Raw genomic sequence first — 12,571 nt, 5'->3', positions numbered from 1 at the left:
AATAGGAAGGATGGTGATCTTCTTGTTCAGAGCATTTAAACCGTTACTTTTATTAGCGATGTTGGCTGTTGTTTTCGTACTGGGCGGATGCAGCGACATTTCCGTTTTAGATCCGAAAGGACCTGTAGCAGACCAGCAGAAAGATCTGATTCTCTTGTCAATCGGATTTATGCTGTTCATTGTCGGCGTCGTATTCGTACTATTTACAATCATTTTAGTGAAATACCGCGACCGCAAAGGCAAAGACAGCGGAAATTACAAGCCCGAGATGCACGGCAACACGTTCTTAGAAGTAGTCTGGACAGTGATCCCAATTTTAATTGTTATTGCACTTTCTGTGCCTACCGTACAGACGATATATTCGTTAGAAAAAGCGCCTGAAGCGACAAAGGATAAAGAGCCTCTTGTTGTTTATGCTACTTCGGTAGACTGGAAATGGGTATTCAGCTACCCTGAGCAGGATATTGAGACGGTTAACTACCTGAACATTCCTGTAGACCGTCCGGTTTTATTTAAAATTTCTTCAGCAGATTCAATGGCATCGCTATGGATTCCTCAGCTTGGGGGACAAAAATACGCGATGGCGGGAATGCTGATGGATCAATACTTACAAGCTGACAAAGTGGGAACATATGAAGGCCGCAACGCGAACTTCACCGGCGAACACTTTGCCGACCAGAAATTCAACGTAAAAGCTGTTACGCAAAAAGACTTTAACAGCTGGGTGAAAAAAGCCCAAAGCGATTCTCCAAAGCTGACGAAAGAGAAGTATGACGAACTGATGCTTCCGGAGAATGTCGGAAAATTAACGTTCTCTTCTACACACTTAAAATACGTTGACCACGGCCAAGATGCCGAATATGCGATGGAGGCGCGCAAACGCCTTGGCTACAAAGCCGTATCACCGCACTCTAAAACAGACCCGTGGGAAGATGTAAAGAAAAACGAATTTAAAGTATCCGACGATAAACAAGATTGAAATTGAACAAGAAAGGAGGAAGCCCGAATGAAATTGAGATGGGATGAATTTTTTGTAACAGGTGACCCATTAATTCTGGGCGCACAAGTTTCCATTGCGCTTTCCACTATCGCTATCATCGTTGTACTCACATACTTCAAAAAGTGGAAATGGCTCTGGTCTGAATGGCTGACGTCTGTAGACCATAAGAAACTTGGAATCATGTACATTATCTCTGCTGTTATCATGCTGTTCCGCGGCGGGGTCGACGGCTTGATGATGCGCGCCCAGTTAGCGCTTCCTAATAACAGTTTTTTAGACTCAAACCACTATAATGAGATCTTTACGACTCACGGTACGATCATGATTATCTTCATGGCGATGCCGTTTTTAATCGGTCTGATCAACGTTGTCGTACCTTTGCAGATCGGTGCGCGCGACGTAGCATTCCCTTACTTGAACAACCTGAGTTTCTGGACGTTCTTTGTAGGTGCGATGCTTTTCAATATTTCTTTCGTTATCGGAGGTTCTCCGAACGCAGGATGGACGAGTTACATGCCGCTGGCAAGCAACGACATGAGTCCCGGGCCTGGTGAGAACTTCTACCTGCTCGGTCTTCAGATTGCCGGTATCGGTACGCTGATGACGGGTATCAACTTTATGGTGACGATCCTGAAAATGCGTACGAAAGGCATGACGCTGATGCGTATGCCGATGTTCACATGGACGACGCTGATTACAATGGTTATTATCGTATTCGCCTTCCCTGTTTTGACAGTGGCATTGGCGCTGTTATCATTTGACCGTTTGTTCGGCGCTCACTTTTTCACGCTGGAAGCCGGCGGTATGCCGATGCTTTGGGCTAACTTGTTCTGGATTTGGGGACACCCTGAAGTATATATCGTTATCTTACCGGCATTCGGTATTTTCTCTGAAATTATTTCAGCGTTTGCAAGAAAGCAGTTATTCGGTTACAAAGCGATGGTCGGCTCAATTATCGCCATTTCCGTCCTGAGTTTCCTTGTATGGACCCACCACTTCTTCACAATGGGGAACAGTGCGTCCGTTAACTCTTTCTTCTCGATTACAACGATGGCGATTTCGGTTCCGACCGGGGTTAAAATCTTTAACTGGCTCTTTACGATGTATAAAGGCCGGATCAGTTTTACAACACCGATGCTGTGGGCGCTTGCGTTCATCCCGAACTTCGTTGTCGGCGGGGTAACAGGGGTTATGCTTGCGATGGCTGCAGCGGATTATCAATACCATAATACGTACTTCCTCGTATCTCACTTCCACTATGTGCTGATCGCGGGTACGGTATTTGCATGTTTCGCAGGATTTATTTTCTGGTATCCGAAAATGTTCGGCCACAAGCTGAACGAAAGAATCGGAAAATGGTTCTTCTGGATCTTTATGATCGGATTTAATGTATGTTTCTTCCCTCAATACTTCTTGGGGCTGCAAGGTATGCCTCGCCGTATTTACACTTACGGACCGAATGACGGATGGACTGCATTGAACTTTATTTCAACTGTCGGAGCCTTCATGATGGGTGTCGGATTCTTAATCCTTTGCTACAACATCTACTACAGCTTCCGCTACTCTACTCGCGAGATCAGCGGAGATTCATGGGGCGTGGGACGTACGCTTGAGTGGGCGACTTCATCTGCGATTCCGCCGCATTACAACTTTGCGGTGCTTCCTGAAGTGAAATCTCAAGATGCGTACCTGCAATTGAAAGAAGACAAAACGGATATTCATCCGGAAAGCAAGTTCAAGAAAATCCATATGCCGCACAACTCCGGAAGACCGCTTATTATGTCAGTGGCGTTCGGTATTGCTGGCTTCGGACTTGTGTTTGAATGGTTCTGGATGGGCATTGTCGGCTTGATCGGCATTCTGCTTTGCATGGTGCTTCGTTCATTTGAATATGACAATGGCTACTATATACCTGTTGAAGAAATAAAAGAGACGGAAAGAAAGATTTCCGAATAAAGGAGGCGTGATTTATGGAACATGCAGAACACGGCAATTCTAACGCGCCTATGGAATATCAATCTGAAACCGGCAGACTCAATATTCTCGGGTTTTGGATCTTTTTAGGGGCAGAGATTGTGTTGTTCTCAACACTATTTGCAACCTTCTTCGTTCTTCAAAGAAGAACAGCAGGAGGAGTCTTACCGGCTGAATTATTTGAAGTGAAGCTTGTCATGATCATGACATTCCTGCTTCTGATCAGCAGTTTCACCTGCGGGATCGCTGTTCATGAAATGCGTCGCGGAAGTTTAAAAGGCGTCGTCATTTGGACGATCATTACGCTTCTTCTCGGTGCGGGCTTCGTCGGATGTGAGCTTAACGAGTTCATCCACTATGTACATGAAGGAGCATCTCTCGGTACAAGTGCTTTCTGGTCTGGATTCTTCGTCCTTCTGGGAACGCACGGAACGCACGTAACGATCGGTATCTTCTGGATTGCCGGCATCTTACTGCAATTGAAGAAACGCGGATTAACGCCGCAGACGTCTTCAAAAATCTTTATCTCAAGTTTATATTGGCACTTCTTAGACGTTGTTTGGATCTTCATCTTTACAGGCGTCTATCTCATCGGATTGGGGGGACTATAATATGGCAAACAAATCTGCTGAACACAGCCACTTTCCGTGGAAGCATATCGTAGGTTTTGCGTTGTCTATTATTCTGACCCTGCTGGCCCTTTGGGTTGCGGTATATACGGAATTAAGCCCATCAGCAAAACTGTGGATCATTTTCGGATTCGCATTTATCCAAGCCGGCCTTCAGCTTCTCATGTTCATGCACATGACAGAAAGCGAAAACGGCGGAATTCAAGTCGGAAACACGCTCTTCGGATTTTTCGGAGCGATTGTTATCATCCTTGGTTCCATCTGGATCTTTGCGGCGCACTACCATCACGGGGACCATATGGATGGAAACCCTCCGGGCGGTGCGAAGCATCATTCCGAACATCAGGAATAAAAAGAAACCCTCTTCGTTCAGGCGAAGAGGGTTTTTTGTGCCTTTATTGGCTTCTTCTCCGGCGCAGGCGCGGAAGGCCGTAAATGATAAAGGCGGCGATATGGGCAACGATGACGTTGACGGCAAACAGGATGATCATGAGTGTGTGGCCGAGAGGGGACAGGCTGCTGGTTGCGTAAAAGTAGAAGAAAACCCACATGAGAATAATTGGCGGTATGGCCGAAAGAGCGACTTTTTTGTTATCCAGCCAGATAAAGAGGGGTGTTGCGCTTGCGACCAGTAAATAAGCAAAAAACATGTCCATCTTACATGTCTCCTTTCATTTTATGGCAGCGTTTCCAAAATGAAATGCAGAGAATAAAATGTGTCTGTTTTGTGGTCGTTTTTTGAACATTTTGTTACAATTATTATACCATGTTTTCCAATTTTTGATACCGCTTTTTCGAGAAATGTATTGCAACTATTGCCTCATTTTTGGATAGGTACAAGAAACCGGAAAGGTCAAATACCCTGTTACATTTCCGTACAAGGGAATGGCACAGGCTGTGAACCTTTGCTATGTTCAAAGAAAACATGCACAGCAAGGGTGGTTTTGAAGTGGACATAACAAAAGACGATGTCACAGCGCCGGACGTCATTGCGCTTTTGCAGGAGCATCTGAAGAGCATGACCATGCATTCTCCCCCGGAAAGTATACACGCGCTCAATGCGGCCCGGCTGCGTCAGCCTGACGTTACGTTTTGGAGTGCGAGGGAAAACGGCGTCCTGCTCGGCTGCGGCGCCTTAAAGGAGCTAAACAGCCGGCACGGTGAGATCAAATCAATGAAAACCTCTCCGAATCATATCAGAAAAGGCGCAGCCAACCGGATCCTCCGCCATATGCTTGAAGAAGCAAGGCGGCGGGGCTATGAGCGGATCAGCTTAGAAACCGGTTCTATGGAGGCTTTTCTCCCCGCCAGACGCCTGTATGAAAAAGCAGGGTTTCAATATTGTGATCCGTTTGCACATTATAAAGAGGACCCGAACAGCTTGTTTATGACGTTAAACATAAGCTGAAACCCCTTTTCTGACGAGAAGGGGTTTTTTATCGGAAAAGTTTTATCATGACCGAAACATTTCCTTTTCTGACACGTCATATGTCGTGTAGTCCCCAAACCGTAAAAAATAAAAAGGAAGCAACCTCATCATGTTTTCTTGAACGGTGTTCATGTATAATAAACATTAGTGACTTCCGATGAAAATGTAAGGCGGGATAGAATGAGTCGATATAAGAAACAGCAAAATCCCTATTATCAGGGGGATTTGATTTTTATATTTGGTGTGTTTTTAATAATTAGTGTTGCGGCGATTTATGCGGCCGGACAGTTCGGGCAGTACGGAGGCAGTGCCTGGATGAAACAGATTGTCTTCTATGTTATAGGTGCGGGATTCATCGGATTATTGCTGTATTTTGATTTAGAGCAGCTTGAGAAACTGAGTCTGTATGTATTGATTGCCGGCGTGCTGTCGCTGCTCCTTTTGCGTGTGGCGCCGGAATCCATCGCGCCGATCAAAAACGGAGCGAAGAGCTGGTTTCAAATCGGCAGCTTTACCCTCCAGCCCTCTGAGTTTACGAAAATAGGAATTATGATGATGGTCGCGTCCATTATATCGAAGGCGGGCCCGAAAGATCAAAGATCACTTCGGGAAGATGTGAATCTGCTTTTGAAAATTGCGGCATGGACGGTTATTCCGATCGGGATGATCGTTTTGCAGGATGCCGGAACGGGTGCGATCTGTCTGTTTATCGTTATGGTGATGGTGTTTATGTCAGGTGTAAACTGGAAGCTGATCACCATTATCGGCGGTTCGGCCGCGCTTGTGCTTGGCCTTTTCTTAGTGCTGGTAATTGAATTTCCCCATGTGGCGAATTCAATCGGCATTGCGGATTATCAAATTAACCGGATTACATCGTGGATGTCTGACTCCAGTGCGGCAACGACTCAGGCCGAGAGCGATAAAAGCTGGCAGGTGGATCAGGCTGTTATGGCAATCGGATCGGGCGGCATTACCGGAAACGGCGTTCATAATCTGAAGGTGTACGTACCTGAGGGACAGACCGACTTTATCTTTGCGATTTTGGGTGAAAGTTTTGGGTTTTTAGGCTGCGCCATTGTGGTTGTCATGTTTTTCTTTTTAATTTACAGGCTTGTGGTGCTGATTGACCGCTTGCATGCGTTTAATCGATTTGGCGCGTTTTTTTGCGTAGGGTTTACTGCACTTATCGTGATTCACACCTTCCAGAACATCGGGATGAATATCGGCATTATGCCGGTTACCGGTATTCCGCTGCTGTTTGTCAGCTATGGGGGGAGCTCGGTGCTTTCTACATTAATCAGCTTCGGGATCGTATATAACGCAAGTGTGCAGCTGACGAAATATAAAAGCTACTTGTTCAATTCTTAATGTGAGACGGCTCGTTTTTCGGGCTGTCTTTTTTTGTTTAGAGCATTTCGCTTTTGGCATGATACTCTTTCGGATATGATATATAGAGAAGGAGGCTTTATATATGAACAATACCATCGAAACCATACTTAATCATCGGTCGATCCGATCATTTACTGACGAGCTTCTGACAGCAGAAGAGATAGATACATTAGTGAAAAGCGCCCAGGCGGCGTCAACGTCCAGTTACGTGCAGGCTTACTCCATCATCGGCGTAACCGATAAGGAGAAAAAGCGGAAGCTGGCGGCACTGGCCGGAAACCAGCCTTACGTCGAAAATAACGGGCACTTGTTTGTGTTTTGCGCTGATTTGTACCGCCATAAAAAACTTGCTGAGGAAAAAGGCGAAAACATTACCGAGCTTCTTGAGAATACGGAAATGTTTATGGTCAGCGTTATTGATGCCGCACTTGCCGCACAAAACGTAAGTGTTGCCGCGGAATCAATGGGACTCGGCATTTGTTATATCGGAGGCATTCGAAATGAACTTGATCAGGTGACGGAAGTGCTTGGAACGCCTGACCATGTGCTGCCGCTGTTCGGCTTGGTAGTCGGTCATCCCGCTCATCCGTCCGGTCAAAAGCCGCGCCTGCCGAAACAAGCCGTATATCATGAAGACACGTACGATACGAATGAAGAAAACTTCCGCAGTTATATGAAGGAATATGATGAAACCATTTCCGATTATTATGATAAACGGACAAACGGCAAGCGGGTTGAAACGTGGTCTGATCAAATCCTGCAGTTCATGAAACAAAAACCGAGAACCTATTTAAATCAATATGTAAAAGATAAAGGTTTTCAAAAGAATTAAGAAAAAACCTCTCCTGACCGGGAGAGGTTTTTTTATGTTTCACGTGTAACATATTTCGACAAAATGGAACAAGGTATATAAATGTTTATCATCAGGGATGCTTATAAGCATACAGAAAGAAAAAACGGCTTAGCAGTGGTACGATGTTGATGAGGTGACAGTGATGATTTCATTAAGTATATTGGATCAATCTCCTGTATCAGAAGGGTGTTCTGCGGAAAGTGCACTGCGGAATACAGTAAGACTGGCGCAGGAGGCGGAAAAGCTCGGATATAAGAGGTTTTGGGTGTCAGAGCATCATTTTTCAGAGCGGTTGGCGGGTTCAAGCCCTGAAGTGCTGATCAGCCATATTGCGGCGAAAACGAAGGACATTCGGGTAGGATCAGGCGGTGTGATGCTTCCGCATTACAGCGCATATAAAGTGGCGGAGAATTTCCGAGTGCTCGAAGGGTTGACGCCGGGCAGAATCGATCTCGGATTAGGGAGAGCGCCGGGCGGAATGCCGATCGCATCATGGGCGCTGAATGACGGAGGGAAGCGTAATGCTGATCAATATCCGCAGCAGCTTCGTGAGCTGGCGATGTATTTGCATGATGCAGCTGATGACAATCACCGTTTTCCGAATCTGACCGCATCACCCCTTATTAAGACGGCGCCGGAAGTCTGGCTTCTCGGTTCTTCGGGGGAAAGCGCGCTTCTGAGCGCAGAAATGGGAGCAGGCTATATGTTTGCCCATTTTATTAATGGAGAAGGCGGAGAAAGCACGACAGCACAATATAAGCGCAGATTTAAACCTTCTGTATTAGGAAAAGAACCAAAAACAGCCGTGGCGGTGTTTGTACTGTGCGCGGATACGGAGGAGAAAGCGGAGGAACTCGCGGCTGTCATGGATTATACGCTGCTTGCAGGTGAACAGGGGATTCCGCTTCACGGCGTACCGTCTTACGAAACCGTCCGCGGCAATACGTATACACCGTATGAACAAAGACGAATTGCCGATAATCGGAATCGGATGATCATCGGAACGAAGCAGCAAGTGAAGGAACAGATTGTGGCTCTCAGTAAAGCATACGGAACAGAAGAAGTAATGGCTGTGACCATTACTCATCATTTTGAAGATAAACTTCAGTCATACCGTCTGCTTCGAGAAGCTTTTGCCGAATAGTCAGAAAGAAACCCTGCTGATGCTCCAGCAGGGTTGTTCGGTTATTCAATGATAAAAGGTTTTTCAGTCAGCACCTGGCTTGATTTCCCTTTGTTCGCGGCATAGGCCAGCATATAATATTCTCCTGCCGGCAGTGCGGTGTCACCATTGACTTTGCCGTTCCAGTCGAAATATTGATAGCCTTTATCCTGCTTTTTGTAGATGCCGGCTTGGCCGACAAAGTCAAGATTACTGTCATATACAAGGAAGGCAAGCTCTTCGGCTCCCGCCGGAAGATAGGTTTCAATTTGGTAGGTTCCCTGCGTTGTGCCGTCCTGTACGTCGATTGACGTCACGCGCGGATAGTCCGGCTCTTTTACAATCAGCAGCGTCGGCACTTTTGCGACTGTTTTTCCGCCTTCACGCACTGTGACGGTTCCCTCATAGGTGCCCGCCTTTACTTTTTTGGCATTGACCTTTACTTTCGCATTGACCTTTCCGGTTTGATGAGCGGGGATCACGACCCGGTCTGTGCCCGAAACGGTAATGCCCGTGCCGTTGAAAGAATACTCGAGCTGATATGATTTTCTGATGGACGATTGGTTTTCAATCGTAAAGGTTTCTTTTTTCGTTTCATTGCCTTTGTCTTTCATAAACGTTCCGTAAGAATAACTTCCCGGGGCGACAAGGGAGTCTGCTTTGATCGCCTTCATGATTCTGATGCTTCCGGCGCCTTGCGCATTATGCGGGTATACGTCACCGTCCGCGTCCGTTAAGGTTTCCGCCGTGTTCATGAGAGCGGCTTTTATTTGTTCCGGGCTCCATTTCGGTTTGGCCTGCTTGATGACGGCAGCTGCGCCGGCTACATGCGGAGAAGCCATGCTCGTTCCCTGTTTCGATCCGTAGCCGTACGGGTCGGCCGGATCATGGGTCGGAATGGTGCTCACGATGTTTACGCCGGGAGCAGAGACGTCAGGTTTAATCATCCACGTGTCCATAACCGGGCCGCGTGACGAAAAGTCTGCCATTTGTTCAGTGAGCGATTTAGCGACGGATAAATGGAATGTCGCTTTTGTGCCGCCCGCTTTTAATTGGCTGACGAGTTTTTCGCCGTCTTCTGATGAAAGCTTAACCGTCGGTACGGACATGCCCGGTACGTTGGCTTCAATTTCTCCCGGGGCATTGTTATACACAACCATACCGATCGCGCCCGCTTTTTTGGCGTTGTCTGCTTTATCCACAAAGGCGATGCTGCCCCGTTTGACGACCGCGACTTTTCCTTTCAGATCTTTGCCTTCAAAATCCTTTTGCTCGCCGATACCCGCCTCTATGAGCTCTGTTTCTTTTTTATTCAGTGCTTTTATGTCATCTTCTTTGTTGTAGCCCATTACTTTCGCTGAGGAATAGGAACCGAAGGAGACGGCGTACTCGTTCAGCGGCAGCTGTGTCGCTCCGACGGAGATGGCTTCTCTGGACGTTCCCGGAGAGCCGACGGTCCAATTGTTCGGCCCGCTGTTTCCGTTTGATGTAACGGCCGTGACGCCTTCTGACATCGCCCAGTCAAGCGCCGTGCTTGTCGCCCAGTCTGGGTTATTCACAGAATTGCCGAGAGAAAGGTTCATGACATCCGCTCCGTCCTGTACGGCGCGTTCGATGCCGGCGATGACGTTCTCCGTTGTTCCGCTTCCGCCCGGACCGAGCACACGGTAGGCAAGGAGTGTAGCATCCGGTGCGACGCCTTTAATCGTTCCGTTTGCCGCTACCGTGCCCGCGACATGAGTTCCGTGGTCAGTCGACGCGCCTCTCGGATCACCGGACGGCGTTTCTTCAGGATCGTAATCGTTATCCACAAAATCGTATCCTTTATATTGTCCGAAATTTTTCTTTAAGTCAGGGTGTTTATATTCGACACCGGTGTCAATAATGGCCACCTTGACGCCTTTCCCCGTATAGCCGAGCTTCCACGCGTCATTTGCCCCTATATAAGGCGCGCTGTCATCCATCTGCGGAGACACGGCATCCTTAGATAGGGTGATGTCTTTATCTTTCAGCTGATCGGTATGATAGGTGACGTTCGGATAAACCGCTTTGACATCCTGATCACTCAGCAGTTTCGGAATTTCATTTGCCGGGAGTTTCATGGAGAAGCCGGAAAACACTTGCTCATATTCCCTGTTGATTTTTCCGTGTTTAATGGTTTTGAGCGCTTTCTTTTTCACCTTTGAGCGTTCGCTTTTCAGCTTGCTTTTTGTCTGTGCTTTGCCGAGTTCCTTTGCTTCCGCCAGTGACTTTTCCTTCAGCTCGACGATGACTGTCGTTTGTTTGCCGGTGGTCATATCAATGTTACCAAATACCTCAGCCTTCTCAAGATCAGGAGTTTGCGGTTTTGAAGCCGGCGCAGCCTGTGAACTTGTGGATAAGGTAAAGGATAAGACAAAAGCCGGAAGCAGATAACGGATGATTCCTTTTTTCAATCGTGTTTCCCCCTTTTTCTTTATCTAAATTAGAAATCTAGTATATATTTCTTGAAAATTCAAAATAATCCTTGTGACATATGACTCATTTATGGAAATTGATCTGTGAATAAGGAGGGAGTTATACACAGAATCCTGTGCATAACTGAATAAAATTGTGTATATATATTGTTGGGAACGAGTGTTCCTATACAAAATATAGATCTAGTTTGTGGATATGTGGATATACCCTGTGTTTAAGCTGTGCTTAACCAAGGGATAAGGTGTGTATAACTTTTTTTATCGGCTTTTCCATTTTTCAGGTCATTTCCATCAGCTTTCAACAAAACTTCTGAAAACTAGTTTGTTTTTTCACTCATATTGTGACAAACAATTCGCCCGGCCGCGTCTATCATAGAGTCATAGGGTTGCTAGACCCGCTAGTTTTTAGCGGAGAAGGATCGGCCGCCTTTTCCGTTAAAGCGGAGAGAAAAACAGGCCTGCGAACAAGCTGTCTGTCAAAAAGAAGCGGAGGGATGATTTGCAATGAAACGTTTGCTAGTATCTTTACGGGTGTGGATGGTCTTTCTGATGAACTGGATGGCGCCGGGTAACGGAAGATATCCATTAGCCGCCGTGTACGGAAACCAAGCGGCTTATCATAAGAAAGCGAAGCGGACGGCTGGGGCTTTTTCGTTTGTGAGCCGTGTCCGATCGGCGGATTTGACCGATGAAACGAAATCGGCCCGCGGCAGGCTGGATAAAAATCGATGGATGCCTGTCCGCAAAGAATTGCCGAAACGGGAGCGCGCGGGTCCGGCACCTTTACATCATATGAAAAAGAGGGTACAATCCCACTAAACATATGAACGGGAGCGAACCTCTTGAGAATAGACAAAGTATTAAATAACAATGCGGCGTTAATAAAAGAAGACGGACGGGAAAAGATCGTAATGGGTCCCGGAATCGCTTTTCAAAAGAGAAAAAATGATGTGATTCAAAAACATAAAATTGAAAAAATATTTGTCGTGCACGACGAAAATGAAAAGTTCAAACAAGTGTTAGAAACGCTTCCCGAAGAGCATATAGAGGCGGCTGAAGATATCATCAGCCATGCGGAGGGAGAGCTTGCGGCACCTTTGAACGATCACATCCACATTGCGCTGGCGGACCATTTATCCTTTGCGATCGAAAGGATTCAAAACGGCCTTCAGGTGCATAACCGATTGCTTCATGAAATTAAGGCGCTTTATAAAAAAGAATATGAAATCGGCCGCTGGGCGGTTGAACACGTGAAACAAACCCTCGGTATATCATTGCCTGATGATGAGGCGGGGTATATCGCGCTTCATATCCACACTGCCAAGGCGGATGCCAAAAGCATGTATTCGGCGATGAAGCATACAACCATGATCAAAGAAATGATCGAAAAGATCGAATCCTTTTTCGAACAGAAGGTGGATGAAGACAGTATTTCCTATCAGCGCCTCGTCACGCACTTGCGGTATGCGGTCAGCCGGTTGGACTCAAATGAAGCACTCCATTCCATGGACGAGGAGATGCTTTATTTCATCCAAAAAAAGTATCCGTTTGCTTATCGGTGTGCGCTTGAACTGGCGGCGTTCTTAAAAAATGAATATGATTTGGAACTGCCGGAATCCGAGGCCGGCTATATTACGCTGCATGTCCAGCGTCTGCAAAAAAACCCGGAATAACGCGTC

General features: G+C 46.7%; 12 protein-coding genes. 10 read left to right on the top strand and 2 right to left on the bottom strand.

From position 1 onward, the window contains the following. Nucleotides 1–13 precede the first annotated feature (13 nt). The 4 genes from qoxA to qoxD are packed head-to-tail and all read left to right on the top strand — an operon-like array spanning nucleotide 14 to nucleotide 3,955. Entirely contained in the window at nucleotides 14–979 is a 966-nt protein-coding gene (qoxA, locus tag OWN49_RS08670; protein ID WP_014306059.1) for a cytochrome aa3 quinol oxidase subunit II, read from the top strand. Nucleotides 980–1,006: 27 nt separating this feature from the next. Beyond that, the gene (gene qoxB, locus OWN49_RS08665) at nucleotides 1,007–2,956 is read left to right on the top strand and encodes a cytochrome aa3 quinol oxidase subunit I (RefSeq protein ID WP_012118743.1); all 1,950 of its coding nucleotides are present in this window, start codon (nucleotides 1,007–1,009) and stop codon (nucleotides 2,954–2,956) included. A gap of 14 nt (nucleotides 2,957–2,970) precedes the next feature. Beyond that, the gene (qoxC, locus tag OWN49_RS08660) at nucleotides 2,971–3,585 is read left to right on the top strand and encodes a cytochrome aa3 quinol oxidase subunit III (protein WP_003150930.1); all 615 of its coding nucleotides are present in this window, start codon (nucleotides 2,971–2,973) and stop codon (nucleotides 3,583–3,585) included. Between the two features lies 1 nt (nucleotide 3,586). After that, the gene (qoxD, locus tag OWN49_RS08655) at nucleotides 3,587–3,955 is read left to right on the top strand and encodes a cytochrome aa3 quinol oxidase subunit IV (protein ID WP_007407711.1); all 369 of its coding nucleotides are present in this window, start codon (nucleotides 3,587–3,589) and stop codon (nucleotides 3,953–3,955) included. A gap of 43 nt (nucleotides 3,956–3,998) precedes the next feature. On the opposite strand, the gene ywcE is transcribed toward qoxD, so the two are convergent. Next, nucleotides 3,999–4,259 carry a spore morphogenesis/germination protein YwcE gene (gene ywcE / locus OWN49_RS08650; RefSeq protein ID WP_003150937.1) on the bottom strand — a complete coding sequence of 87 codons (261 nt, stop codon included), beginning with the start codon at nucleotides 4,257–4,259 and terminating at the stop codon, nucleotides 3,999–4,001. Nucleotides 4,260–4,513: 254 nt separating this feature from the next. Here ywcE and OWN49_RS08645 point away from each other — a divergent pair, with 254 nt between their 5' ends. From OWN49_RS08645 to OWN49_RS08630, 4 genes are all read left to right on the top strand, one after another. Continuing rightward, nucleotides 4,514–5,011, top strand: coding sequence for a GNAT family N-acetyltransferase (locus tag OWN49_RS08645; protein WP_077723018.1), 498 nt, complete (start codon nucleotides 4,514–4,516; stop codon nucleotides 5,009–5,011). A 201-nt stretch (nucleotides 5,012–5,212) separates the two neighbouring features. Beyond that, nucleotides 5,213–6,400, top strand: a complete 1,188-nt coding sequence (locus OWN49_RS08640; protein ID WP_015387531.1) for an FtsW/RodA/SpoVE family cell cycle protein — start codon at nucleotides 5,213–5,215, stop codon at nucleotides 6,398–6,400. 103 nt (nucleotides 6,401–6,503) lie between these two features. Continuing rightward, on the top strand, nucleotides 6,504–7,253 hold the full coding sequence (gene nfsA / locus OWN49_RS08635) for an oxygen-insensitive NADPH nitroreductase (RefSeq protein ID WP_077723017.1): 750 nt from the start codon (nucleotides 6,504–6,506) through the stop codon (nucleotides 7,251–7,253). 163 nt (nucleotides 7,254–7,416) lie between these two features. Beyond that, a complete protein-coding gene (locus OWN49_RS08630) occupies nucleotides 7,417–8,418 on the top strand; it encodes an LLM class flavin-dependent oxidoreductase (RefSeq protein WP_077723016.1) in 1,002 nt (333 codons plus the stop codon). Nucleotides 8,419–8,459: 41 nt separating this feature from the next. Here OWN49_RS08630 and OWN49_RS08625 read toward each other — a convergent pair whose 3' ends face one another. After that, a complete protein-coding gene (locus tag OWN49_RS08625; protein WP_077723015.1) occupies nucleotides 8,460–10,871 on the bottom strand; it encodes a S8 family peptidase in 2,412 nt (803 codons plus the stop codon). Nucleotides 10,872–11,396: 525 nt separating this feature from the next. On the opposite strand from OWN49_RS08625, the gene OWN49_RS08620 reads away from it, so the two are divergent. Further along, entirely contained in the window at nucleotides 11,397–11,711 is a 315-nt protein-coding gene (locus OWN49_RS08620) for a hypothetical protein (RefSeq protein ID WP_003150952.1), read from the top strand. A gap of 23 nt (nucleotides 11,712–11,734) precedes the next feature. Further along, the gene (locus tag OWN49_RS08615; RefSeq protein ID WP_003150954.1) at nucleotides 11,735–12,565 is read left to right on the top strand and encodes a PRD domain-containing protein; all 831 of its coding nucleotides are present in this window, start codon (nucleotides 11,735–11,737) and stop codon (nucleotides 12,563–12,565) included. Nucleotides 12,566–12,571: the final 6 nt, after the last annotated feature.

It is taken from the genome of Bacillus sp. NEAU-242-2 (genome assembly GCF_027853835.1).
Classification (GTDB): domain Bacteria; phylum Bacillota; class Bacilli; order Bacillales; family Bacillaceae; genus Bacillus; species Bacillus velezensis.
Note: the sequence above shows the minus strand (reverse complement) of the source record. Positions and strands in the feature narration are given on the sequence as shown.